The organism is Microcoleus sp. PH2017_28_MFU_U_A (genome assembly GCF_020738035.1).
In the GTDB taxonomy this organism is placed as follows: Bacteria; Cyanobacteriota; Cyanobacteriia; order Cyanobacteriales; family Microcoleaceae; genus Microcoleus.
In genome coordinates this window covers 58,681-84,249 of record NZ_JAEQCX010000059.1, presented here as the reverse complement: position 1 = coordinate 84,249, position 25,569 = coordinate 58,681, and the positions used below count along the sequence as shown (strand labels likewise).

General features: G+C 46.7%; 18 protein-coding genes. 12 read left to right on the top strand and 6 right to left on the bottom strand.

What is annotated here, in order from left to right:
- Window positions 1-95: 95 nt before the first annotated feature.
- Window positions 96-647, bottom strand: coding sequence for a hypothetical protein (locus JGK14_RS15280; RefSeq protein WP_293203358.1), 552 nt, complete (start codon window positions 645-647; stop codon window positions 96-98).
- Between the two features lie 55 nt (window positions 648-702).
- Between JGK14_RS15280 and tnpA the strand changes: the two genes are divergently transcribed.
- Window positions 703-1,116 (top strand): IS200/IS605 family transposase, encoded by a 414-nt coding sequence (tnpA, locus tag JGK14_RS15275; protein WP_293183758.1) that lies wholly within the window; start codon window positions 703-705, stop codon window positions 1,114-1,116.
- Between the two features lie 194 nt (window positions 1,117-1,310).
- On the opposite strand, the gene nagA is transcribed toward tnpA, so the two are convergent.
- A complete protein-coding gene (gene nagA, locus JGK14_RS15270) occupies window positions 1,311-2,540 on the bottom strand; it encodes an N-acetylglucosamine-6-phosphate deacetylase (RefSeq protein WP_293196306.1) in 1,230 nt (409 codons plus the stop codon).
- 357 nt (window positions 2,541-2,897) lie between these two features.
- Here nagA and purE point away from each other — a divergent pair, with 357 nt between their 5' ends.
- From purE to JGK14_RS15225, 9 genes are all read left to right on the top strand, one after another.
- Window positions 2,898-3,419 (top strand): 5-(carboxyamino)imidazole ribonucleotide mutase, encoded by a 522-nt coding sequence (gene purE, locus JGK14_RS15265; protein WP_293144866.1) that lies wholly within the window; start codon window positions 2,898-2,900, stop codon window positions 3,417-3,419.
- A gap of 83 nt (window positions 3,420-3,502) precedes the next feature.
- A complete protein-coding gene (locus tag JGK14_RS15260) occupies window positions 3,503-5,107 on the top strand; it encodes an ammonium transporter (protein WP_442921453.1) in 1,605 nt (534 codons plus the stop codon).
- A gap of 533 nt (window positions 5,108-5,640) precedes the next feature.
- A complete protein-coding gene (locus JGK14_RS15255) occupies window positions 5,641-6,561 on the top strand; it encodes an SGNH/GDSL hydrolase family protein (RefSeq protein WP_293183752.1) in 921 nt (306 codons plus the stop codon).
- A gap of 487 nt (window positions 6,562-7,048) precedes the next feature.
- Entirely contained in the window at window positions 7,049-8,434 is a 1,386-nt protein-coding gene (locus tag JGK14_RS15250) for an ammonium transporter (protein WP_442921452.1), read from the top strand.
- A 415-nt stretch (window positions 8,435-8,849) separates the two neighbouring features.
- Window positions 8,850-10,055 carry a 4-hydroxy-3-methylbut-2-enyl diphosphate reductase gene (locus JGK14_RS15245; RefSeq protein WP_293183747.1) on the top strand — a complete coding sequence of 402 codons (1,206 nt, stop codon included), beginning with the start codon at window positions 8,850-8,852 and terminating at the stop codon, window positions 10,053-10,055.
- A gap of 791 nt (window positions 10,056-10,846) precedes the next feature.
- A complete protein-coding gene (locus JGK14_RS15240) occupies window positions 10,847-11,923 on the top strand; it encodes an RNA-guided endonuclease InsQ/TnpB family protein (protein WP_293183744.1) in 1,077 nt (358 codons plus the stop codon).
- Between the two features lie 225 nt (window positions 11,924-12,148).
- Entirely contained in the window at window positions 12,149-14,095 is a 1,947-nt protein-coding gene (locus JGK14_RS15235) for a sensor histidine kinase (protein ID WP_293191981.1), read from the top strand.
- On the top strand, window positions 14,092-14,553 hold the full coding sequence (locus JGK14_RS15230) for a response regulator (protein ID WP_293183740.1): 462 nt from the start codon (window positions 14,092-14,094) through the stop codon (window positions 14,551-14,553). The genes JGK14_RS15235 and JGK14_RS15230 overlap by 4 nt, the downstream gene beginning before the upstream one ends.
- A gap of 742 nt (window positions 14,554-15,295) precedes the next feature.
- Complete coding sequence (locus JGK14_RS15225; RefSeq protein WP_325315243.1) at window positions 15,296-18,184, top strand: PAS domain-containing protein; 2,889 nt, start codon at window positions 15,296-15,298, stop codon at window positions 18,182-18,184.
- Here JGK14_RS15225 and JGK14_RS15220 read toward each other — a convergent pair.
- On the bottom strand, window positions 18,147-18,362 hold the full coding sequence (locus JGK14_RS15220) for a hypothetical protein (protein ID WP_325315242.1): 216 nt from the start codon (window positions 18,360-18,362) through the stop codon (window positions 18,147-18,149). The two genes, JGK14_RS15225 and JGK14_RS15220, sit on opposite strands and share 38 nt — an antisense overlap.
- Before the next feature lie 165 nt (window positions 18,363-18,527).
- Between JGK14_RS15220 and JGK14_RS15215 the strand changes: the two genes are divergently transcribed.
- Window positions 18,528-19,025 (top strand): hypothetical protein, encoded by a 498-nt coding sequence (locus tag JGK14_RS15215; RefSeq protein ID WP_293183733.1) that lies wholly within the window; start codon window positions 18,528-18,530, stop codon window positions 19,023-19,025.
- A gap of 63 nt (window positions 19,026-19,088) precedes the next feature.
- On the opposite strand, the gene JGK14_RS15210 is transcribed toward JGK14_RS15215, so the two are convergent.
- From JGK14_RS15210 to JGK14_RS15200, 3 genes are all read right to left on the bottom strand, one after another.
- Complete coding sequence (locus JGK14_RS15210) at window positions 19,089-19,454, bottom strand: response regulator transcription factor (protein WP_039886668.1); 366 nt, start codon at window positions 19,452-19,454, stop codon at window positions 19,089-19,091.
- 320 nt (window positions 19,455-19,774) lie between these two features.
- On the bottom strand, window positions 19,775-22,120 hold the full coding sequence (locus tag JGK14_RS15205; protein WP_293183731.1) for a GumC family protein: 2,346 nt from the start codon (window positions 22,118-22,120) through the stop codon (window positions 19,775-19,777).
- Between the two features lie 136 nt (window positions 22,121-22,256).
- Window positions 22,257-23,735 (bottom strand): polysaccharide biosynthesis/export family protein, encoded by a 1,479-nt coding sequence (locus JGK14_RS15200; protein ID WP_293191975.1) that lies wholly within the window; start codon window positions 23,733-23,735, stop codon window positions 22,257-22,259.
- Between the two features lie 312 nt (window positions 23,736-24,047).
- Here JGK14_RS15200 and JGK14_RS15195 point away from each other — a divergent pair, with 312 nt between their 5' ends.
- Window positions 24,048-25,445, top strand: a complete 1,398-nt coding sequence (locus JGK14_RS15195) for an O-antigen ligase family protein (RefSeq protein ID WP_293183726.1) — start codon at window positions 24,048-24,050, stop codon at window positions 25,443-25,445.
- Window positions 25,446-25,569 lie beyond the last annotated feature (124 nt).

The following is a 25,569-nucleotide window of genomic DNA, read 5'->3' as shown; positions in this document are numbered from 1 at the left end:
TCTTGAAGGAGTCAGTAGAGGCGCTTTGATTTCGCCTTTGAAAGTTCGCATTTGGACTCTTCAAGAATCCCCGTCCCGGAGCGGGCTGGGGAGTATCAATTGTAGACGAATTCGGCATAAAAACAACCATTTCTAGGAAGGATTCTCACTTCTCGGATCTCGGCATAATCCAGATTAGAAGGCATTTGAATTTGAAAGTTCTTCAATCCGAACCAAGCCTTAACTTTTTGTCCGAGAGGGATAGAAATTCGACCATCAATCAACTTTTTACCAAGCGCCTGTTTCGGATAGGCAATTAAGTGAAGCCCGCCAGGAGTACGGTAATTTGGAAATTTCGGTCTAGATTCAAGCTTTCCTTCACGAAACAATTTAATCAATCCTTTGAAAGATTTTACCGACTCACCGACAGCACCACAAGTCTGTTGAGCTGCTTGAGCGCATAAAGCTCCGTAATGAGGATTGCGTTTTAACTCGTTGATTACGTCAAACGGGCGGACAAAAATATGACCCTTAAAGTATGCTTGACGAACGTAGTAAACCGCACAGTTATGTAGTTTGTTTGACTCTTGACAAATATATTCTAGAACTGCTTTCAACTTTTGATCGGGCTTAATCAATACCTGCTGACATCCAAACACGCCAGTCACCTTGTTGATGTAATGTGTTGATTATACACTACCTGTCGATGGAGTCAATAGTCTTATGGCGAGTTTGTCAAAAAAAGATTTAGAGTATCGGCACGAGAGCAAGGCCGTCTCGCTGATCAATATGCACTTTGTTTTTATTCCCAAACGCCGTAAAGCCGTTCTGGTCGGCAAAATTGCAGAACGGCTGCAAGAAATTATTTTTGAGGTAGTCACGGAAAACAGGTGGAAAATTATTGCTTTGGAGATTATGCCGGATCACGTCCATTTATTGCTTAATATTAAGCCGACAGACTCCGCCAGTTTCGTCATGCAAAGAGTTAAGGGTAGGGCATCCAGTTACTTGAGGAAAGAGTTTCCCGAATTACTGAAATTACCTACATTGTGGACTCCTAGTTATTTTGTTGGCAGTGTTGGAAACGTTTCTACTGAAACTGTCAGGAAATATATCGAAGAACAAAGAAACAAATAATATAGAATGCTGGCAGCCTTAAGGCTGCAACTGCGTTTCATCCCCGGCTTAAAAGACCGGGGTTCTCACGCGACGCGCTATAGCAGGGGGAGAGTAGGAGAGGGAGAGGGGGAGAGCGGGAGAGTGGGAGAGTGGGAGAATTACCAAATAACGAATAACGAATAACCAATAACCAATAACTAATAACTAATGACTTAAAACAATCGATGCCAAGTCAATTCTTTTGTCGCTGCATTGAAATTCCAGCGCAACAATTGAGTTGCCGGTTTGCCGATAATTCCCGAAAGTCCGATCGCCTTTCTGGGAGATTCAGTTGCCAGGGCGATCGCACTTTCTACCTCGCAAATCCCCCACCTTACCAAATTCTGCACTCCCGCCAACAGCGGCAGAGTTGTACCTGCCAAAGTAGCAGATTCCAGCGGCGAATGGTAATCCAATCTTACCCATGCTGTACCTTTTCTGACTTCCATTTGTCGGGAATCCCAAGGATAAACACCGTCAGGCAAACCCAAAGGAGCCAAAGCATCGCTTACCAAAAAAACGCCTGTGTCGTATCTGCCAGCACGCAGCAAAAAATCAATCATTGTCGGAGAAACGTGCTTGCCGTCAGCAATTAAACCGCATTTTACGCCCGGATAAACGATCGCCGCTCCTAACAAACCCGGTTCTCTGTGATGCAAACTCGGCATCGCATTAAAAGCGTGAGTTACCATTGAAGCTCCTTGGGCAAATGCTTGCTGTGCTTGCTCTGCCGTCGCTTGGGAGTGTCCCAGACTGACGGCAATTCCCAAACTTTGCAAATAGGGAATGACTTCACCAGTGCTGTCTAACTCCGGCGCTAAAGTAATTATTTTGACAATATCCGCACAATCTCCTAGAACTAACTTGACATTTTCTATTGTTAGCGGTAGTAAAAACTCAACTGGGTGAGCTCCTCGCTTCTGGGGGTTGAGAAAAGGGCCTTCGAGGTGAACGCCGATTATTTCGGCACTTTGGGATTTATTGGTGGCAGGAGCAGCGGTTTTTGCAGTCCGCATATAATCAGCTATCGTCGAGAGCGATCGCCTAAACTTATCCAGAGAAGTTGTCACCAAAGTCGGCAAAAAAGCATCAACTCCCTGATACCATAAAAATTGACAAATTTTAGGTAAAACTTTAACATCCTTGCTTTCTAAATCTGGGAAAGCTAAACCGAGTGCTCCGTTAATCTGCAAGTCAACACCGCCCAGAGAAACCCAATCACCCGCAGCGTCGATCACTTGCAAATTGGGAGGAGCAATTCGTTTAAATACTTTGTCCATCGAACAAACTTCTTGAATGATGCCCGTGTTGTCAACAGCAAGCATCTGCAAATCCTTGCAACCGGGCAGGCGAGCATTGAGAATATCTGTAGGGGCGGCAGTTGGGGTTGTGGCTTCAGTCATCCGATTTTAGATTTTAGATTTTAGATTTTAGATTTTAGATTTGCTCGCCTCGATAAATCTGCGGGCTCTTGATGAGGATGTGGAGATTTTTGCTTTCTGCACTCTTGGCTTGTCACCAAATTGCTTTCGAGCATCAGTTTGGCTACAAAATATCTAAATTTTAGAACTCTTGCTCTCGTCAAATTTACCCCCCGCAAGTCCCCCCTTATTAAGGGGGGAAACAAGAATAATCTTACCCCCTCCCCGAACTCGCGGGGAGGGTTGGGGTGGGGTGCGTTGTATTTTTGCAAGAGATCTTTTAGTTAACGCCATAACTTAAAATTACCATTAATCTGAAATCTCACATCTGAAAATTGCATGAGTCAACCGACAGTTGGAATTATCATGGGCAGCGATTCGGATTTGCCTACCATGTCTGAAGCGATCGCAGTTTGCGAAGAATTCCACGTACCTTGCTCCGTAGCAATTGTCTCCGCCCACCGTACCCCGGATCGGATGGTGGAATATGCTCAAACCGCGCACCAACGAGGTTTGAAAGTAATTATCGCAGGTGCTGGGGGAGCGGCGCACCTTCCGGGTATGGTAGCATCTTTAACACCATTGCCGGTAATTGGTGTACCAGTAGCGAGCCGCCACCTCCAAGGCCTAGATTCGCTGTACTCGATCGTCCAAATGCCAGCCGGTATACCCGTAGCAACAGTGGCGATCGGCAATGCTAAAAATGCTGGCTTGCTGGCAATTCAAATATTAGCAGTTTCCCAGCCTCAATTGCTGGAGCGAATCCTGGATTACCGGAAAACTTTGTCCGAATCTGTAATGAAAAAACAAACTCAGCTAGAAGAGCTAGGCTATCAAAAATATCTCACTATGAACAAATAATCTCTAAGTGTTGTAGTACAATTGTGGGAAATTTTCGGGGTCTAGCTGAGCTGATAAGTTGTAAAAGCGTAAAAATGATGAAAATGAGTGTCGGAAAGAAAAAATCGAAACAAGTCAGGCGGGAGTCTTTGAATTTGCCAGCCCCTAACTTTTTGACAAAAGTCAGCAGGTTCAAGAAATTACAAAGGACGATCGCCCGCCTCAGTCCGAGTTGGCAAGCCTGTATACCAATAGCAGCAGTCATCTTCTTGATTTGGGGATATGCCGCAGTAGCCCAAACCCCTCCTGCTGCGCCAACCACCGAAGAGCAATTGGCCAGCCTCAAGGTAGGCATGGATACCATGTGGGTGATGGTGGCTGGGATGCTAGTGTTCTTTATGAACGCGGGTTTTGGGATGTTGGAAACAGGTTTCTGCCGCCAGAAAAATGCAGTTAACGTACTGTCAAAAAACCTGATTGTGTTTGCGCTTGCGACGATCGCATATTGGGCGATCGGCTTTGCCTTAATGTTCAGCAACGGCAACGGTTTTATCGGCAGCAGCGGCGGATATTTCCTGTTGAACGTGGCTGACAACAGCCCCGCTATGGGAGATGCTTATCAAGGCATTTTCAAATCCTTAAACTGGACGGGAGTCCCCCTGAATGCTAAATTCTTTTTCCAATTAGTTTTTGCGGGAACTGCTGCTACGATCGTTTCTGGGGCAGTTGCAGAGCGCATTAAATTCCTTGAATTTTTAATTTTTTGCTTGCTGTTAGTCGGAATTGCTTACCCGATTACCGGACACTGGATTTGGGGCGGCGGCTGGCTGCAAACAGCAGGTTTCTACGATTTTGCAGGTTCGGCAGTGGTTCACTCGGTAGGCGGTTGGGCTGCTTTGATGGGAGCGGCATTTCTCGGGCCGCGGATCGGCAAGTACCGCGACGGCGACACTGTGGCGATGCCGGGACACAATATGAGCATTGCCACCCTCGGCTGTTTGATTCTGTGGTTCGGTTGGTTCGGGTTCAATCCCGGTTCGACAATGGCTGTCGATCCAAATGCGATCGCCCACATTGCGCTCACCACCAACACCGCCGGTGCTTTCGGGGGAGTTGCTGCCACAATTACAGCTTGGCTTTACCTCGGAAAACCAGACTTGTCGATGATTATCAACGGCATCCTCGCTGGCTTAGTCGGGGTGACAGCGAGCTGCGCTTGGGTTAACATACCCAACTCTGCCATTATCGGCACGATCGCCGGCATCATGGTAGTTTTTGCAGTAACATTCTTCGACAACTTAAAAATTGACGACCCTGTAGGAGCAACTTCCGTTCACTTAGTCTGTGGCATCTGGGGAACTCTGGCAGTTGGCTTATTTGCTGACGGGCCCACAACGGGAATTTATACCGCTGGGCCGAAAGCGGGATTGTTTGTAGGCGGAGGTTTCGATCAACTAATACCGCAGTTGATCGGTATTATCTCTGTAGGCGGAATGACCGTGCTGCTGAGTACGATTTTTTGGTTGGCACTCAAAGCTTTGTTGGGTATCCGCGTTTCTGCTGTTGAGGAAGCTGAAGGTTTGGATATCGGCGAACATGGGATGGAAGCTTACACCGGGTTTGTGAAGGAAACTAGCTCTGGCAACAGAACAGAAAGCAGCTACGGCGGTTATTCTGGGGGGGGTGCGGACAGAACTACCAAACTTTAGAGCAAAACTCTCAAGCGTGGGACGATCGACTTTCTTCAGCTTTCTGGCCCTAGATGAGCGATTTGTACGTCCATCTAGGGCTTAATTGTGAAAAACCACAATCTGAAATCCCCCGCCCGCAGATACAGTCGCAGACGCACTCTTGAGTCTTTTAAACCAGGTCGATCGTTCTGGCATTCCTTGCTAAAATCTCGCAATTACGTTAACAAACTGGGTTTTTGCGTGCGGCTCAGCTTTAAAAAAAGCTACTTTAGAAAAGCTCTAAATCCTGATACAGTAAGTCATTCGGAATTCCTAAATCTAAAATCTAAAATCTAAAATCTAAAATCGCCTGATTTCTGCGCCAGAAAGTTTGGCAGGCAGATTTTTTATGGTAGAGTAGTGCCAAAAAGCAAAGTTCTGCATCGCCGTCACGCCCAACACAGCACAGTGCTTGATTCTTACAAGAATTGAGGCGAAAATTGAACGGTAAAATTTGATGCAGCAATCAGTGCCAATTATTTCAGTATGGTGCCTGCAAATCGCTTGAGTTTATGGAGAAGTTTGGAGTAGTTAGCAGAAGTAGAACTCATAAATCCCTCTTGGGGATGGAAGTTAGCCGATCGAAAACTGTTCCGGTTTGGGCTTTGCTATCTCTGCTTACCAACGCGGTACTAATTGTCACAGTCGCTCAACTAATCGGTAGGGGAAACAACTTAACAGAAAGTTCCCCTGCTAGTGCTGCACTAACGCCGGAAAGCACTGAAGAACTAATTCGCTCTTCGACGACGGCGACAAACTCTACAAAAGTAGTGGCAGACTTGCCCCTTGCAGGGCCTCGACACAAATGGTCTTACCAGCAGTGGGTGACGCAGTTGGGCCGGGAAGCTGAGGCTGCCGCGGCAAATCGTCCCCCAAAACTGAGTGTTTTGGCTGGAGATTCTTTGAGTATGTGGTTTCCGACGAAGCTCTTACCGCCCGATCGCATTTGGCTGAATCAAGGGATTTCCGGCGAGACTTCCGTAGGTTTGCTGAAGCGATTGCAGTTGTTCGATCGCACTCTGCCCGATACGGTGTTTGTGATGATCGGGATTAACGATTTATTGCGGGGGGCCAGCGACGAAGGGATTTTGAACAACCAGCGACAGATTATCCGCGATTTGCGGTGGGCGCACCCGAAAGCACAAGTGGTGGTGCAGTCGATTTTGCCCCACAGCGGGGAACAGTCTACCTGGGAAAATCGCGATCGACTATTAGCGATTCCCAACAGTCGGATTCGCGCAATCAATCGGCGACTGAAAGAAATTGCTAGTTCCGAAAATGTTTCCTATCTGGATTTGCAGCCGTTGTTTGCGGATGCTGACGGCAATTTACCAACCCAACTCAGTACAGACGGCTTACACCTTAACGAGCGAGGTTATCTGGTTTGGCGATCGGCCTTGCAAATGTTCAGTCAAATGCAGTTGAAAAATTAATCAGTTGACTGTTGTCAGTTGGCAGTTGTCAGTTGGCAGTTGTCAGTAGTTAGAAGGATGAAGTCATATTCTCCCCCATTCTCCCCCTTCCAACACGGCTTACTCCGAAGTCAGGGGTAATGTCAAGTACCTGCGGATAGATTAAGAAAATATAATAGTTGAGCTTTTAGTATACAATGATACAGAATAACAGTTTGTACAAATGGTGCAATCCAAAAGGCAGAGAGTATGGGATTGAGAGTTGACAAATTTAGATGAGTCCGACTATACGAAGTCGGGGCTTGAGGATTGGGGAATTATCTATTAAAGATTCGTTCCGCTAAAACAGGGACTTAAAACCAAATTAACTATTGCATCTAAAATCCTCACATCTAAAATCGGCTCGGTCTTCCCTGCGAATTGCTGAGTATTAAAAGGTAAAAATAACGTGCTCAAAAAAAGTTTCACGATCGGCATCCTCGCACTGTGGCTGTTAAGTTGGCCGCTGATGAACAATGCCTTAGCTCAAGATGCTGCTCCCCCTGCGGCGGCGGCTGCTGCGGTGGCGGCAAATCCGATCGACACCGGCGATACAGCCTGGATGTTAATCTCCTCAGCACTGGTGTTGCTAATGACACCCGGACTAGCGTTTTTCTACGGAGGGCTGGTGCGATCGCGCAACGTCCTCAACACCATGATGATGAGCTTAGTCATGATGGGACTGATCGGCGTCACATGGACGCTGTGGGGTTACAGTTTGGCCTTTGACGTTTCCACTCCAGTTTCCGAAGGCTTTGGGAAAGGATTTGAAACCTTCATCGGCGGCTTCGACTGGATGTTCTTGAACAACGTCGCAGCCGACAAACCAGATCCGATCGGCTACGCACCGACAATACCCCACCAAGTATTCATGGTTTACCAGATGATGTTCGCCATCATCACCCCAGCTTTGATTTCCGGGGCGATCGTCGAACGGGTAACATTCAAAACCTACTTCTGGTTCGTGCTGCTGTGGTCTACATTCATCTACTCTCCTCTAGCCCACTGGGTTTGGGGTAGAGGCTGGCTGGGGGCGATGGGAGCATTAGACTTTGCAGGCGGCACAGTCGTGCACATCAGTTCCGGCGTATCTGCGGTTGTCGCAGCTTGGGTAATCGGGCCCCGCAAAGATCACTTGAACAAGCCCCACACCCCCCACAACGTACCCTACGTCTTGCTCGGAATAGGGCTCCTGTGGTTCGGCTGGTTTGGCTTCAACGGCGGTAGCGCTTTAGGATCGGGTTCCTTAGCAACAGTGGCTTTTGTCACCACAATGATTTCAACCGCAGCCGGCGGTTTAACTTGGACAATCATCGAATGGGTGCTCAGAGGCAAACCGACAGCAGTCGGAATTGCCAGTGGTTTCCTAGCAGGATTGGTGGGAATCACACCAGCGGCGGGATACGTACTGCCAGTGGGGGCCCTGTTAATCGGATCGATAACTTCCGTTTGCTGCTTCTTCGCCGTTAGCTTGCGAGCTAAGCTGGGATTTGACGACTCTTTGGACACCTTCCCGGTTCACGGCGTCGGCGGAACTGTAGGCGCGCTTCTGACAGGCGTGTTTGCGACTAAAGCCGTTAACGCAGCCGGAAATGACGGGCTGTTTGCCGGAAATCCGGGGCTAATTGTGACACAGTTTGTAGGCGTTGTAGCTACTTACGTGTTTGCGGCTGCCGGTACTTTTGTCATCCTAAAAATTCTCGCGCAGTTTATGGAACTGCGAGTCGCCTCATCTGCTGAAGACCAAGGTTTGGATATCGGCCAACACGGGGAAGAAGCTTACGGTGAGGATTTTGCCGGCGGTTTCAGTTCCTTTGAATCTGGTTCTCCTTTCGCGCCGAAAAAGGTGGGCTGATTTTCAGGGTAAGTTCGATCATCGCGTAGAGATGCAGTTATGTGCGTCTCTACGCTTTTTTTTGTTTTATTTTGAACGAACCCATGAAAGTCGCGCCTCTGTTCGTTACTGAATTAAATAATACCAGTTTCAAAAGAGAATGTAACTTTATACAAGCCACTAAGGAATGAGAATTAAATAACTTATAATTTGATGGTTTTTGTGGGATGGGCGGGGGAGCCCGTCTCTAAAGGACGGGCTCCCCCGCCCATCCCACTTTCGTTGTGTAAATTATTTAATTTGCGATCCTAACCCTTATGCAGTAGTTCATTCCAATCTAAAATCTAAAATCTAAAATCTAAAATCGTATAATCCCGATCGCACCCAGGCCTTCTAAAATCAAAGGTAATTAACCTAGATTTGAACTCAGTACCGCATGGATACTAAAGCTTTTAAACGATCGCTCCAACAGTCTGAAAACTACCACCGCAAGGGTTTCGGACACGAAGCTGAGGTAGCTGGCGTAATGGAGACAGCTTATCAAAGCAGCCTGATCCAGCAAATTCGCGACAACAATTACAGGCTGCAACGCGGCGCCGTCACCATCCGGCTGGCTGAGGCTTTTGGCTTTTGCTGGGGAGTGGAACGCGCTGTGGCTATTGCTTACGAGACTCGCCAGCACTTCCCCTCGGAACGGATTTGGATTACTAATGAGATTATTCACAATCCTTCTGTGAACCAGCATTTGCGCGATATGGAAGTTGGTTTTATTGCTGTGGAAAAGGGGCAGAAAGATTTTTCTGTGGTGGATAGTGGCGATGTGGTAATCTTACCTGCTTTTGGGGCGAGCGTGCAAGAAATGCAGTTGCTGAACGATAGGGGTTGCAAGATTGTTGATACTACTTGTCCTTGGGTTTCTAAGGTTTGGAATACTGTTGAAAAACACAAGAAAAGGGATTATACTTCGATTATTCACGGTCAGTACAAGCACGAAGAAACTGTGGCAACGAGTTCTTTTGCTGATAAGTATTTGATTGTGCTGAATTTGCAGGAAGCTGAATATGTCAGCAATTATATCTTGCACGGAGGCGATCGTGCTGAGTTTCTTGCTAAGTTTAGCAAGGCTTGTTCTGCTGGTTTTGACCCGGATGTGGATTTGGTAAGTGTCGGGATTGCTAACCAAACTACTATGCTCAAAACTGAGACTGAGAATATTGGCAAGTTGTTTGAAAAGACGATGATGCGGAAGTTTGGGCCGTCCAATCTTAATGAGCATTTTCTGAGTTTTAATACTATCTGCGATGCGACTCAGGAACGGCAAGATGCTATGTTGAGTTTGGTTGAGGAAAAGTTGGATTTGATGTTGGTGATTGGGGGTTTTAATTCTTCTAATACTACTCACTTGCAGGAAATTGCGATCGACAAAACTCTTCCTTCTTATCACATTGATTCTGCGGAGCGCATTTTACCGGGAAATCGCATCGAACACAAGCCTTTGGGCCGGGATTTGGTCGTAACTGAAAATTGGCTGCCTGAAGGTAATATTGTCGTCGGCGTGACTTCGGGTGCTTCGACTCCTGATAAGGTTGTTGAGGATGCGATCGATCGCATTTTGGCGATGAAAGCCGCTGTTATTCCCTAATTCTCTGCTTCGCCACTGCACTCGGAATCATCTTTTCCGGCGTGCAGTGCGATCGTCTCGCTTCCAAACAGACTGTAGACTCCAATTGCTATTGATTCCATCTGGATGCTGAAAATTATCTGTGTTAATCTGCGTTTATCTGCGGTTAGTTTCCCTAGCAATTTCTCCCCTGCGTCCCAAAGTTATTTTTTTCACAAATCATGAAAAAATCGCCTTTTTTTTCGGGTAAAAAGCTTGACGCGGGCTGCTTGACAAGGTATTATTTAATAATGGGAATAGTGAAAATTTTTAAATTGAAGTCACCACTTCCATTATCTAAAATATACCCCATAAATCAACCGAAATCAATAGGTAAAAACTCCTTTTTTTGCGCCGCGATTTGAAATAGTCAAAGCAGCAAAAGTGATGCCACAGAAAATGACTAATTAAGCTTAGCGAGAGAGCGAGAGATTGTATATTTGGCCTCTCTTACTTAAGGAGGATGCGAAGAGGAGCTAGTACCTAGGTAGCAAATAAATAGACAGAGTGGTACACTTGTGGACAAATCTACGGTATACCATTTTGTTTAAACCACATGAATTCGCAAAAAAGCTTGGATTGTCAGTAAAAAGACTCGCCGTCTCCTCAACATGAATTGCTAGAATACTTGAAATAATTCACTGTTTTTCCTGTCGATTATACGGTCTGCAAAATTACTCCAAGGAAATCAAATAAAACTAAAAAATGCTGTTGACAAACCCCTACAAGATGTGGCAAAATTAAACAAATAAATCGAGTGTTGAGGCCAAACAATGCTTCTGTCCATCAAGACAAAGTTAAAGCTAAACAAGAACCAGGCAACGGTTATGAGCAAACACGCTGGCATAGCGAGGTTTACTTATAATTGGGGACTAGCTACTTGGAATAGCCTTTATCAAGATGGATTAAAGCCCAATAAATACCTACTCAAGAAATTCTTCAACAATCATGTAAAACCTGAATTTACATGGATCAAAGAGACGGGAATCTGCCAGAAAATAACTCAATACGCCTTTGACAATCTTGGGGATTCGTTCTCTAAATTTTTCTCAAAAAAAGGTGGATTTCCCAGATTCAAAAAGAAGGGGCATCACGACTCTTTCACTATTGACGCGGGCGGTAAGCCTATCCCTGTGGGTGGTACGTCTATAAAGTTGCCGACAATCGGCTGGGTAAAAACCCACGAAGGACTACCTCACACAACTTGCAAGTCAATCACCATTTCACGCACTGCCGACAGTTGGTTTATCGCATTTGCTTACGAACAGAATCATGAACCCACAGTCAAAACTCATGAAATTGTAGGAGTTGATTTGGGAGTAAAAGAGTTGGCTACACTTTCAACTGGCGTAGTATTCCCGAACCCAAAGCACTACAAAGCGCATTTTATAAAGCTGAAGAGATTATCAAGAGTTCTTGCTAGAAAGGTGAAAGGTTCCAGCAATAGATACAAAGCCAAAATCCAACTGGCAAAACACCATGCAAAAATAGCAAACCTCAGAAAGAATACTCTACATCAAGTCACTACTTACTTATGCAAAAACCACGCAACGATAGTAGTAGAAGACTTGAATATTGGAGGGATGCTAAAGAATCACAAGCTAGCACAGGTAATAGCTGATTGCGGATTTCATGAATTTAAACGCCAGCTAGAATACAAAGCGAAAAAGTTTGGCTGTGAAATTGTCGTTGCTGACCGCTGGTTCCCGTCGAGCAAAACCTGTTCGAGTTGCGGGCATATTCAAGATATGCCACTCAAAGAAAGGGTTTATAACTGTGGAAGTTGCGGTCATTCGATGGACAGGGATTTAAACGCAGCCATCAATTTATCACGGTTGGCTAAACCGTGAAAGCTTACGGAGGGATAACCGCTCCCATGCTCCCGACGAAGTAAGAAGCAAATGTCTAGACTTGTCTAGTATTTGTGTAGCAGCGACACTAAACTAAAAACAAGATGGATCGCAGATTTGAGCCTTAAATTTATCTGCTTTGGCCGCCTTGTCTGCCCGAGCAAAAAATTCATCGCCCGGAGCGAGGTATAACAAAAAAAGCAGCACTCGCGCGCCGAATATTTCATGAACAAATCGCTGACTCGCCAAATCACCGCAGGCATCGGCATCGCCTTGGGACTGCTAATTTTTAATGCGGCAACTTCCTACCGCAATACTCTCAAGTTAGTGGAAAACGAGCGCTCGGTGAGCCACACTCACGGAGTTTTAAGTGAACTCGAAGCCACGCTTTCTACCTTAAAAGATGCTGAAACGGGGCAGCGCGGTTATTTGCTGACGGGAGAAGAACGGTATTTAGAACCTTATTACACTGCGATCGCCAACGTTAACACACAATTAGTCGGATTGCAGGAACTAACAGCCGACAACAATCGGCAGCAAGAGCGCCTTCGCGACTTGAAAAGTGCGATCGACTCTAAATTAGCCGAACTTCAAGAAACCATCAATCTGCGGCGCAAACAAAACTTAGCAGCAGCCCTGCGGGTGGTAAAAACCGATCGCGGACAGCAAATCATGGAGGGGATTCGGCAGCAGGTAGCCACCATGACTGCCGAGGAAAATGTGATATTGCAGCAGCGCGCCCAAGAATCTCAAGCCAGTGCTAATTTGACAATCATCACTTTTACCGTTGCTACTGTGGTAGATTGGCTGTTGCTGGTGTTAATTTTATATTTGGTAAAGCGCGATCGCATTTTGCGCGACAATGCCCAAATCAAACAAAATCAACTGCTAGAAGAGCTAGAACGCGATCGCAATTCCCTGCAATTAACCGAAGAACGTTTCCGCCGCGCCATTGTTAACGCCCCGCTGCCAATTATGCTGCACGCTGAAAACGGAGAAGTTTTGCAAATTAACTCCGCTTGGACAGAATTCTCAGGCTACAAATCCTCAGAAATTCCTACAATTGAAGATTGGACAGAAAAAGCTTACGGCAGCCGCAAATCGGTAGTGCCAGCAAATATCAATTGGCTGCACAAATTAAACTCGCGCCTTTCTGAAGGTGAATATATAATTACCACAGCCAGCGGTGAAAAACGAATTTGGGACTTTTATTCGGCACCTTTAGGCAAGCTTTCCGACGGCAGAAGTTTAGTAATTAGTACCGCCATTGACATCACTGCACGCAAACAAGCAGAAGCGGAAATTCGGATGCTCAACGCTACGTTAGAACAGCGAGTCGAACTCCGCACCAATGAACTGCAAGGAGCTAACGAAGAATTAGAAGCTTTCACCTATACCGTCGCCCACGATTTGCGCGCGCCCTTGCGGGGAATGCAGGGATTGGCTGAAGCTTTGTTAGAAGATTACGGCGAAATCCTTGACGAACTCGGTCAAGAATATGCCCAGCAAATTGTAAATTCTGGGCAACAATTAGAAGATTTGATCCAAGATTTGCTAGCATACAGCCACCTGAGCCGCACTGATTTATCGCTGCAAGTTGTAGAGTTAGAATCTGCTGTCGCTGAGGCAATTGCTATGGTACAAGCCGATGCTAAATCCAACGGTGCTCGCATCAGCGTGCGATCGCCCTTATTGCCGGTAATTGCCCATCGCGTTACCTTAGTTCAAGTCATCACAAATCTGCTCGCCAATGCTCTAAAATTTGTGGCAGGCGCATCGCCGCAAGTGCAAATATGGGCTGAGGAAATTCAACTGCCTCCAGAGGGAGAGACAGACAGACAGACTGCGGGAGAATGGAAAAGGGGGAAAGTGGGAAAGTGGGAGCATTCGCAGTTATTGATTAGCACCGGCCAATTGCCTGTTAGCGAAGCCAACGAAGGCGATCGCATCATCCGTCTTTGGGTAGCAGACAACGGCATCGGTATTGCTCCAGAACATCAAAAACGGATTTTTCGCGTTTTTGAACGGCTTCACGGTATCGAGTCATACCCCGGAACTGGTATAGGATTAGCTATTGTACAAAAAGCAGTCGATCGCATGGGCGGTCAAGTTGGGGTGGAATCGCAATTAGGACACGGCAGTCGATTTTGGATAGAGCTGAGGAAAGGATGAGGCAAAGGCAGACGATTTTGCTGGTGGAAGATAGCCCCGTTGATATTCTGTTGATGCAGCGGGCGTTTCGCAATCAGATTTTTACTAATACTTCGCTGCAAATTGTCCGAGATGGAGATGCAGCGGTTTTTTATTTAAATGGTGATGGAGAATACAGCGATCGCGAGCGCTATCCTTTACCTGCGATAATTTTACTAGATTTGAAGTTGCCCAGGCGATCGGGTCACGAGGTTCTGAGTTGGCTCAAACAGCAGCCGCAACTCAAACGTTTACCTGTGATTGTTCTTACATCTTCGAGGCAAACATTAGATGTCAATCAAGCTTACGATCTAGGCGTTAATTCTTATTTGGTTAAACCTGTCGGGTTTGCTTCTTTATCGGACATGATGCAGAGTTTTGGCGAGTATTGGCTCAACCAGACCGAACTGCCGGAACCTATAGAATTTTCTGGTTTATAGTAGCGTTATCCCAATTTTTAGGGTTTATTTCCTCGTTGTCAGACTTTTCCTCGTAATGAGAGATTTGAGATACTTCGACTTGGCTGTACAAGTTTGAGATTTACTTGTAGCGCCGTGAATCTGGGAGTTTGAACTTTGGTCTAAGATTTTGTAATCTCCACTTCTGCTGTCGTGGGCTTGTATCCATTTTTGGGTGGTCATCAGTCATTCCCAATTCTTTAATCTCAAATATAATCAAATCAAAACTGGTAGAAGTTGGTCTTGAGGTGGCGAGTCCTGTATCATCTGTTCCTGTGCGATGAATCCAAGATTGACGGGAGGCTAATCAACCTCGAAAATCGTAAGGCTGGGATTTTTACCAGAAAGAATTGGTTGAAAGCCCGCCCGCCTTTGACGGAGAAATTAAAATTAGACTATTCATTACTCCAATCCTCGGACTTAAGGGTAGAGGTTGCCCTCAAAAGTCAACTGTCAAGTGTCAAGTGTCAACTGTTGAAGCAAGGCATTGACTAATATAATACCCACAAGGTTCGAGAGAAGAAATTAGGTTATGTATCTGTTAGCAAATACTGGGAAAAAACTACCGACAGCATAATCTGTGAGATATAATAAAATACAAGCAAATACAATTAAAAAAATCCGAGGATAGTTAATTAGCACTAAATATTGAAACAACGGAACTCCTCAATAACATATTTTTAGATTCAAGAATGTTTGTGCCAATACAAAAAGCCCAAAAACCATGCTGTCTATTCTGTTGATCGACGACAACCCGAACGATCGCCTGATGATCGAGCGAGAACTGAGAAAAACTTTGCCCGATTTAGAAGTTAAGTCGGCGATAGATGCCCCAAGTCTCGAACAAATCCTGGTCGTCGGGGGTTTTGACATGGTGATTACCGATTACCAAGTGCGCTGGAGCGACGGATTAACTATTCTCAAACAAGTTCAAAGCCAGTACCCAAATTGTCCGGTAATTATGTGTACCGACAGCGGCAGCGAACAAGTGGCAGTCGAAGCGATGAAAGCGGGTTTGAGCGATTATGTGTTCAAAGGGCGACACTTCAATCGGCTGGCGTCTGCCGTGCGCGAAAGTTTGGAAAAACAGCAGTTGCGCGAGAATTACGCAAAAACTTCGGCGCAGTTGGCAATTTCTGAGGAAAGGCTGAGGGTAGCTATCTGCGCCTCGCAAATGGGAACTTGGGATTGGAATATATTAACTGGCGAGGTGGTTTGGTCGGAGGGACACGAACTGTTATTCGGGTTGGAAAAAGGCAGTTTTTTGGGAACTTATGAAGCATTTTTTGCCTTTATTCACCCGGACGATCGCGATTCTATTGCTCGCGCGATCGCCTTTTCTTTAGATAACAAGATAGAATACCAGCACGAATTTAGAGTGATTTGGCCCGATGGCAGCTTGCACTGGATCGCGGCTAGGGGCAAGTTTTTTGATGATGGTACTGGTAAATCGGTGCGATCGATCGGCGTGGTTTGGGATATTACCGATCGCAAGTTATCCGAAGCCAGAATACAGGAAAACGAGGAAAATTTGCGCTTTGCCCTAGAAGCAGCTAACACGGTTGCTTTTAGTTGGGATGTTGTTTCCGCTGAAATCCGCCGTTTTTCCAATGCCCAAACAGAGATAGGTTTGCACCCGGACAGCGCAGTTGGTACTTTTGAGGAAAAAAAGAATGCGGTGCATCGAGATGACCGCGACAGCTTTTTGGCAGATTTGGATGCGGCACTCAGCGGCTCGGGATTTTACGACTCGGAACACCGCCAAGAGCGCCCCGACGGTTCGGTGATTTGGCTTCACGACAAAGGGCGGGTGGTTTTTGACGCATCCGGTAAACCAGTGCGACTGTTCGGCGTAGCGATCGACATTACCGCTCGCAAACAGTTAGAATACGATCGCTCCCAGGCTTTGGCGCGCGAGCGATCGTATCTGCACCGCCTGCAAAAGTTAACCTCCGCCTCAGTTGCGCTCCACTCCATGCTTTCGGTAGCAGACATCGTTCAGTTAGCAGCAGATAGCGCCCGCCAAATTCTGGAAGTCCACCAAGCAGCCGTCAACCTCAGCCCTTCCGCCCACTGGGATGTTGGAATTAGCAAGTTTTCCCTATCCGAAAAATACGCCCAGTGGCAAGATTACTGCGAAGAGCCAGACGGTACGGGCATTTATCAGGAAGTTTGCCGGCACCAACAGGCGATGCGGATGACTCAAAGCGAGTTAGAGGCTCACCAGGCGTGGCGGAAGTTCGGCAAGGCTGCCGACAAGCACCCGCCGATGCGGGGCTGGCTGGCGGTACCGCTGACGGCTCGCGATGGCAGAAATATGGGATTGATTCAGTTGTCGGACAAGTATGAGGGGGAGTTTGGGGAAGATGACGAAAGTATTTTAATGCAGTTGGCTCAGGCAGTTTCGGCGAGCATCGAAAACGCGCGGCTTTATGAGGAATCTCAGCAAGCAAATCGCATGAAAGATGAGTTTTTAGCAACTCTTTCTCACGAGTTGCGATCGCCCTTAAACGCGATTTTGGGCTGGGCGCAATTGCTACGAAATCGCAGTTTCAGTCCGGCAGCTACCGCACGGGCGTTGGAAACGATCGAGCGCAATGCTAAATTGCAAACTCAATTGATTGAGGATTTGCTGGATATTTCGAGAATTATTCGCGGCAAATTGACTTTAAATCCTTGTCCAGTAAATTTGATTTCGATGGTGGAAGGAGCCGTAAATACGGTGCGGTTGGCGGCCGATGCTAAGTCGATCGACGTGGAGTTGGCAATTCTAGATTTGGGCTTGGATACTGCTGAATTTTGCCCGCTCAAAGAGGTTTATGGCGATCGCGAATCTCCGTTAAATCCGAGATTTTTGGTATCGGGAGACCCCGGCCGCTTGCAGCAGATAATTTGGAATTTGTTGACGAATGCGATTAAGTTTACGCCGCGTGGCGGGCGAGTGGAAATCCGGTTGCAGCGATTTGATTCGGAGGTTGAGCTAACTGTTACCGACACCGGAATTGGGATTGCTGCGAATTTTTTGCCTTACGTGTTTGAGTCTTTCCGGCAAGCGGATGCTACGATTACTCGCAATTATAGCGGTTTGGGGCTGGGTCTGGCGATCGTCCGGCAGTTGGTGGAACTCCACGGCGGCAGGGTTTGGGCCCAGAGTCCGGGACTGGATATGGGTTCGACTTTTACTTTCCGCCTCCCTTCGATTCCGGTAAATTCGATCGCCCCTGAGGAAGCGTCGGTGTTGGCTGGCGGTGGTAATTTACAGGGAGTCAAGGTTTTGGTGGTTGATGACGAGGTGGATTCGCGGGAATTTATGATGTTTGTCTTGAGCGATTCCGGGGCGGCTGTCAGGGCTGCATCCTGTGCTGCTGAGGCGTTTGAGGTGGCTTCGGAGTTTGTGCCGGATGTTTTGGTCAGCGATATCGGAATGCCTGAGGAAGACGGCTATTCGCTGCTGTTAAGGCTGCGTTCTCTGGCAACCCAAAGCGGCAGGAAGTTTCGGGCGATCGCCCTGACGGCCTATGCTAGAGATGAAGACCGCGATCGGGCTTTGAAAGCTAGTTACGATCGGCATCTGACTAAACCCGTACAGCCCGATGTCTTGGGTAATTGGTAATTGGTAATTGGTAATTGGTAATTGGTAATTGGTAATTGGTAATTGGTAATTGGTAATTGGTAATTGGTAATTGGTAATTGGGAATTGGTAATTGGGAATTGGTAATTGGTAATTGCGAATTATGCGCCACTTTGAAACAGGTTTCTCCATTATGTGTAATATCAAATCCGCTCTTCATCGGAATTATTCATCTCTCTTATAGCGGTTCTTAAAAAAGTGAGGTATGCCTGCGTGCCCTATGCCCTATGCCCGATACCACCGCACTGTTGCTGAGACTCGGCTATATAAGACCTTTATTAGCTTGTGTTAATATGCTAAGATATCCAAAAACTACGGTAATTTGGTGGACAAACTTCAGACAGACATAGAGGCAATTTGCTCTCAGATTGAGGCTTTGCGCCGCGAACGCCAACAGCTTAGCACTGGCGCGATCGCCCCAGCGGGGGATTCGCCCCAAGCCATCGCTGATGCTTACCGCCGTCACGCGAGGGAAACAGCACAAGTGTCGGCAGAAGTCAAGGGAATAGATGATGCGATCGCAGCTCTGTCTGCTCAACTGAATCAGAAACAGCAGCTATCGGTAAACTTGCAAAGAATCAGTCCGATGGAGCAGCAAGTTGAAGAGGGAAGAGAGCTCGCTCGCGGACACGCGGAACGGATTAACGAACTGGCGGCCCAATTGTCGGGAGAAGTGAAGGAACTTAAAGCCATTGCCGACCAAATTAGTCCCAGCTACTGGCAGGTTTATTACAAGCCTTTTATTACGGGTTTTAAGAGTATTTCTGTACCCTACGTGCGATCGGACGGGGATGTTTGGACTATTGTCAATCGAGTAGTTTAGAGAGGCTGCGGGATCAGAAATTGGAACCACTCAAGACATTTTTTCTGTCCCTCTTCCTCTACTTCAACCGCGCAGCAGTTGCTTAATCGTGCCCACCAATTCCTGAGGGTGAAACGGCTTGGCGATGTAAGCGTCGGCTCCTTGTTTCATTCCCCAATAGCGATCGAACTCTTCGCTTTTGCTCGAACACATTACCACGGGCAAATTCTGAGTTTTGGGGTCGCTCTTGAGCCGGCGACAGACTTCATAGCCATTCATCCGGGGCATCACGATATCCAGAACGACTAAATCCGGGCGGTTGGCTTTGATTTGCTCTAGAGCTTCTACGCCATCACTAGCTACCGTGACATTGAGTCCTCTACCTTTGAGCAAGTCGGCGATCATCTCCCGCAGAGTGACGCTATCATCAACAACCATAACTGTACTCATAGAATAATCCCTACCAAGTTTCTGGGTTGAAACGTTCACATTAACGTTTGCATTAACGTTCACCTTCAAAGGTGTCTTTTCCTGATTGAGATTGCGCTCTGCTAGATGTAGTTTACCCACTTTTGCTGATTTCCCAATCATTTTTTAAAGAATTACTGCGAACCAAATATCCGCGTAATCTCGGTTGACACACGAGGCTATGTCCGTTAGTCTATCATTTTCTTTCTCAAATGGTACGTTTGTCAAAAAATGATTGTGCAGGTTGGTTGTGCATTTCGGGTAGAGGAGGGCGGCACGGCGCCGCTTGGAGCGAAATTTGTCTAATTTTGATTTTTTGTACCTAAAGCCGATAGTTTTTGGTCGTAGAGGGTGTCTAAACCGACCGAGCGCTGCCGGTAGCTGTTAGGATCGTTTTTGCAGCCGTTAGCCACGATTCCCAAAACCGAAGCTCCAGAAATTTTTAATTCTTCTAAAACTTTGCGAACTTGCGCTCGGTCTGTTTTGGCAATTTGCACGACCATAATCGTAGCGTCGGTGTGAGCTGCTATCAAGTGGGCGTCTGCCAAGCCGGCTAGCGGTGGGGTGTCATAAATCACTAAGTCAAAAAATGCTTGAAACTGCTCCATCAGATACTGCATTTTTTTGGAAGAAAGCAGCTTGATCGGATCGGGCGGAATTTGTCCTGCGGTAAGTACGAACAAATTGTCTTGATTCAAAGCTCGCTGAATCGCGTCGTTGAGACTGAGATCAGTGGAAATGGCATCGGCTAGCCCGCGCACGTTCGGCAGTCCTAGCTTAGTATGCAGTTGCGGGCAGCGCAAATCTGCATCTACTAACAATACTCGCTGTCCGACTGCTGCTGCGATCGCGGCCAGGTGCAAAGCTACTGTAGATTTGCCGTCTCCAGCCACGGCCGAGCTCACTAAAAGCGATCGAATTGCCGTACCTGCACTGAGCAAGTGAATATTGGTGTAGAGCGATCGAAATGCTTCTAAAAATTGATAGTCCAACTCCCTAAAAATACTTTGACCCCCGATGAGCGTCGGAGGAGTAGGTTCAGTGTCGAGGGATTCGAGAACTTGCACTTGCGACTTCGACGACGAGCGAGCCGAAGTTAGTTTCCTCGGCCTCGCTGGCTGTCTGCGCCTGACTTTTTTGCTAAACGGAATCACCCCGATCACCGGCAATTTTGTGGCGATTCTCAGTGCTTCTGGAGTGTGGAAAACAGTATTTAGCACCTCTACGAGCAAGCCGACTGCTATGCCCAGCAGACTGCTTAAAATTAGTGCCAACGCTAACTGTCTTTTGGTTTGTTTGATTGTAGCTGGGATCGGCCTATTGAATTTGTCTAGCGGAATTTCCGGAGGATTGATCAGCACCCAAGGTATTTGCTGTTGAGCTGCATCAATCCGCAAGGCTTCCCGTTTTGCCAAAAAGTCCGACAAACTCTTAGTAACAACTTGTTGTTCCCGCACTAAATTGTCGTATTGTCTCGTTGTTACTGAAAAATTTCTAATTTTTTGGTAGAGAGCCTTTTGCAAAGCAGTCATTTCGCGATCGCGCGCCTCAACTTCTTTGATTTGGCTTGACAAATTTCCCATCACCACTTCTTTTGCTTGTTGAGTCGCCGTTAAAATCAGTTCTTCCCGACTTTTTCGCAGTGCTAAAACAGGCAAACTGTCATCTCTATACTGAGCTAATTTCAGGGACAAGTCTGAGTCTATTTTCTGGATTTGAGATAACAGTCCGCCGTAAGCTTGTCCTTGGGTCATCAATACGCCAATGGGGTTATTTTTATCCAGTAAATTTTGATAGCTTTGGTAGAGATTCCGCATCCCTTTTAACTGTACCTGGAGTCCTACTTGCTGTCCCCGAATGCTTTGAACTTGTTCTGACAGAGATTTTCCCTCTAGCTGCGGCTCAAACAAGTTGCTATTCTGGCGCAGTCTTTGGACTTGCAGTTGCAAAACTTCGACTCTTTCTCGGAGCTTGGGCATCTCCATGTCTATAAATTTAATACCTTGATTGATGCCCGTCAACCGCTGCTGCAAGCTATATTCTAGATAAGCTTTAGAAACCTTATCCAATACGCCGTAAATTTTATTTGGTTCTGAATCTTTGTAGCGAACTTCTAAGATTTTTGTACCTTGCTGTTTGCCATCTCTTCCGTAGCTGACGCGGCTGATCGACAGTTTTGTCATCAGTTCGCTGTAGGTTAGGTTGGGATTCCAAGCTCGCAAATCTTGAAGCACTGGCTGCATCATTTTGGGGCTGCGTAAAATCCTAATTTGGGTTTCGTAATCTACTAAACTAATTCCTTCTATATTAATTTTTGCTAAGTCGGCAGCGACGGTATTGTCTAATTGTTTGGATAGCAAACCTTCAGCGGTTGCTGGTTCTACTAACAGAGAAAATGAGCCTTCATACTCCAGCGTTATCCGTTTAGAAGCGGTGACGATCCCTGTTCCTGCGAGGGCGCTCAAAGCAATTGTGGCTGCTGCCATCACCAGGATACGGCGGCGCAGGACTCCTAACAGCCACGACAAGTCTAGCTTTTCTTCCTCTGTCTCCTCGACGAACCTATCTCTGTAGTTCTGAGCCGAGAAGTCGGGCAGTTTGCCATTAGATTTGGGTGTGAAGGGTTGGTAATCTTGTCTGCTATCCATATTCAGCCTGGGTATTCTTGAGGTTTATATTTTTGATGTTGATATTTTTGAAGCTGCCACGCCGCGACGCCAGAAATTCTATTGTTTAATTTATTCTAGCCTTTCGCAGGAATTATCCACCTCACCAGCAACGTTCTTACCTGAATAAACTTCGGAGAACGTTTATAAAATTTAACACTCCGGTAGCTGGCCCGACAGGCCCGACTACAGCGTTCATGCGGTCTATGAAGTTGACGATACCGCTGCGGGATACGATAATCATGTCGTTGTTCCGAAGTTGAGGATTGACTTCTTCGTTAATGCCTTGAGTTAAATCGACTTCGATCGTCCGTTTAGTAGCAGTACCGTCCTGATTGAGGCGGACTAGCTCAATTTTATTCCTTCTAGCTCTCGTATTCTCGTAGCCAAAAAATCCTCTGGAAACTAAAGCTTGATTGAGGGTGGCATTAGGTGGCAGCCTCAACGGATCGAGAGATGTTCTGACTTCTCCTACTACATAAACGTTAATGCCGGAAGGAGCAAAGTTAGTGCTAGCCAGCACGCCAGCTTCTGCGGGGTTGACGATAGTTGCTTTGGGAACGATGATGGTGTCTCCCTGCTGGAGGATGGTATCTTGGGCGCCGTCGCCGGACTCTAGGAATTGCCACAGGTTGACTGGAATGATTTGTTCGCCTCTTCTGGTGACGCGGCGCACTTGAATTTGGCGGATGTCGGCTTCGGAGGTAATTCCGCCTGCAAGCTGAATGGCGCGGATGACGGTGGGGAATCCTTCTCGGCTGAGGTCGCTATTGGTGTTGCCGCCGATGACTACGTAAGCCCCCGGGCGGGTTACTTGGCCGACGATGGAGATCGATCGAGGTTTTTCCGGCGGCGGCGAGAAGTTGGCGATCGCAAATTGGCGCGCCTCTGCTTGGTTGAAGTTCGCGACGGTAGGGATCACAATCGTGTCTCTGTCTTGCAAAATGATATCTTGAGAGATGTCTCCTTCTTGCAAGAATTTCCATAGGTTAACGTTGAGCACTTGGTCGGGGCCGTCGGGTTGGGGACGGCGGACGCGGATGTTGCGGATGTCAGCGACGCCAGTGACGCCTTCTGCGAGTCTGAGGGCTTGGGTGACGGTTGGGTACTGCACGCTGGGCGCGACCCCCGGGCCTGGAGTGAGGGCGATCGTGAAGTTTCCGGGCCTAGTTACTTCTCCGATGACGCCGACGTTGAGGGGGCGGGCGGCGACGAGGCTGACTGTAACTATCGGATCTTTGAGGATGCGGCGGTAGGCGTTGCGGATGATGGTGGTGGCTTCCGCTAAGGTACGGCCGCGGATCGAGATCAGACCGATCAGCGGGAGGTTGACGGAACCGTCTGAGAGGACTTCGTAGCCACGGGTGAGCTCTGGTACTTCGAGTATTTCTACTTGGATGCGATCGCCACCGCCGAGTTTGTAGCTTTGGGGCGATCTTCTAACGCCGACAGGTGTTGTGACTGCGCCAGGACGCAATGGTAGTTGCGCTGTTGCACCAAGCGGGAACCCGAGGGAAATACTCGCGCAGGCGATCGTCCACAACATCAAACTCAAGACTGGCGGGTTTACTTGTTTGGAAAAATCAGTGTTAGCCACAGACTACTTATTTTATTTGAGGATCATTCACCAGTTTAATCGCCGATCGTTGAAAAGCAATGTCGATCGCAGATACAAAGAAAAAAATCATCAAATTTTCTTCCCCTCCCCCTCCCGGCAATTATCTAGAAGGCAGAATAAAAAAACCTCGGCATTCCCCAACCCCTCTCCTCATACCCAACCAACCAACACTTTAGACCAGCAGCAGCTTATATAGAAAGATCGCCGGCGACAAATACCTCGGTTTATTGTTATTTTGGTGGAATTAGCCCGCTGCTAAATTGGTATTTTTCTCAGAGAGGGTAGATATTTATGGCGAGAATGATTAAAGAACTAATTCTCAGCAATAATTTGTTGCTGATGATATTGGGTGTCAGTGGCTTGGCGATCACTCTGTTGATATTTCAGATTGCCAGCAAAAAACAAATTGGTATTACTTTAGAAAAGTGGTTTGCAGTTCTGTACATTTTCATGTCTCCTCATGTTAATGTACCTCCTTTTAATTATATGCACTTTATCAATATCACTGACCCTGAGGGTGGAGTAATTAAGCAGCTTCCTTATGTATTTTATCCCTGGATAGTTTTTATTTTATGTGGGAAATTTATTAATTTTTGTAAACACAAACTTGTCGAAGGATTGTTATTTGTGGTGCTGAGAAATCCGGCTTTTTCGCTATATTGTTGGCTACCAATAACATCGACACTGTGGTCGCTAGTTCCTGATATTACGCTGAAAGCGGGGATAGCATTTACAGGTTTTACGGTTGTGGGTTTTTATATAGGTGCGCGATATGAGTGGCACGAACTATCAGCCTTAGTGCGATGGGGCTATACCTCGGTGGGTATAGTTAGTTTTTTGCGCTACCCGAATGTGACACGGGAATTGTCAGGAATTACCAGTCACAAAAATTCTCTGGGCAGCATCATGGTAGTAAGTACAGCACTTTGGTACCTGCACTATTCCCAAGGTGCTAAAACTCAGAAAGAACGCTGGATAGCTCTGGCATTCATGTTTTTTTCCTTTTATTTGGTTAGAACTACTAGCTCTGGGGGTTCTCTAGTTAATAGTTTGATGCTCATAGTTGTAGTATCATCCTTAAGCTTTTTGAGCAAGTTAAAGTTTCAATGGGCCTTTACTTGTATTGTCGGCTTTACGATCTTCGGTATCATAGGTAGCATTTATATAATCGACAATTTGGAATCCATTGTTGTCGGAGGTTTAGGAAAAGATTTGACTTTGACAGGACGCACGGAGTTCTGGCCGCAATTAATCGCGGCAGCCAACCAGCGTCCTTGGTTTGGCTATGGATTTGAGGGATTTTTTCAACAAGCATTAATAGGCAAGGAGACCCCAGCTTATTATATATATACTACGAGTGGATTTCAACCTAAAACTGCTCATAATGGTTCCATAGCAGTCTTACTCTCTTTCGGCTATCCAGGACTGGTTCTAATCTTAATTTCTGTGTTGACAAATCTGATTTTCGCCGTCCGGCAACTGAGCCGCAGCCCGCTATCTCAAGCGGGGATACCGATTATTTACTTAGTTTTTATTATTTTGAACAACCTAACTGAAGGTTCTCTATGTGATATTGGGGATGTCTGGCTTGCCTACGTGTTAATAACAGTTAGACTCAGTATCGATAGTGGCAAATCTCCATCCAGCAACCGGCGTATTTCCGGAGGCGATTTGGTGGCGCCATCTTGATCCAGATTGAATCATGATTAACTTGCAGAAGTTGAAAATTGCTCGAACTATGATATACTATATTAATGAGCCTGGTTTTTGATTAATTCCCGAACGCTCGAAAAGTATATTTATTTCTGACAAG

Bases quoted from the DNA above. Each gene is read 5' to 3' on its own strand.
- tnpA (WP_293183758.1), top strand. From the start codon at position 703: ATGGCGAGTTTGTCAAAAAAAGATTTAGAGTATCGGCACGAGAGCAAG.
- nagA (WP_293196306.1), bottom strand. From the start codon at position 2,540: ATGACTGAAGCCACAACCCCAACTGCCGCCCCTACAGATATTCTCAAT.
- purE (WP_293144866.1), top strand. From the start codon at position 2,898: ATGAGTCAACCGACAGTTGGAATTATCATGGGCAGCGATTCGGATTTG.
- JGK14_RS15260 (WP_442921453.1), top strand. From the start codon at position 3,503: ATGAGTGTCGGAAAGAAAAAATCGAAACAAGTCAGGCGGGAGTCTTTG.
- JGK14_RS15255 (WP_293183752.1), top strand. From the start codon at position 5,641: ATGGAGAAGTTTGGAGTAGTTAGCAGAAGTAGAACTCATAAATCCCTC.
- JGK14_RS15250 (WP_442921452.1), top strand. From the start codon at position 7,049: ATGAACAATGCCTTAGCTCAAGATGCTGCTCCCCCTGCGGCGGCGGCT.
- JGK14_RS15245 (WP_293183747.1), top strand. From the start codon at position 8,850: ATGGATACTAAAGCTTTTAAACGATCGCTCCAACAGTCTGAAAACTAC.
- JGK14_RS15240 (WP_293183744.1), top strand. From the start codon at position 10,847: ATGCTTCTGTCCATCAAGACAAAGTTAAAGCTAAACAAGAACCAGGCA.
- JGK14_RS15235 (WP_293191981.1), top strand. From the start codon at position 12,149: ATGAACAAATCGCTGACTCGCCAAATCACCGCAGGCATCGGCATCGCC.
- JGK14_RS15230 (WP_293183740.1), top strand. From the start codon at position 14,092: ATGAGGCAAAGGCAGACGATTTTGCTGGTGGAAGATAGCCCCGTTGAT.
- JGK14_RS15225 (WP_325315243.1), top strand. From the start codon at position 15,296: ATGCTGTCTATTCTGTTGATCGACGACAACCCGAACGATCGCCTGATG.
- JGK14_RS15220 (WP_325315242.1), bottom strand. From the start codon at position 18,362: ATGAAGAGCGGATTTGATATTACACATAATGGAGAAACCTGTTTCAAA.
- JGK14_RS15210 (WP_039886668.1), bottom strand. From the start codon at position 19,454: ATGAGTACAGTTATGGTTGTTGATGATAGCGTCACTCTGCGGGAGATG.
- JGK14_RS15205 (WP_293183731.1), bottom strand. From the start codon at position 22,120: ATGGATAGCAGACAAGATTACCAACCCTTCACACCCAAATCTAATGGC.
- JGK14_RS15195 (WP_293183726.1), top strand. From the start codon at position 24,048: ATGGCGAGAATGATTAAAGAACTAATTCTCAGCAATAATTTGTTGCTG.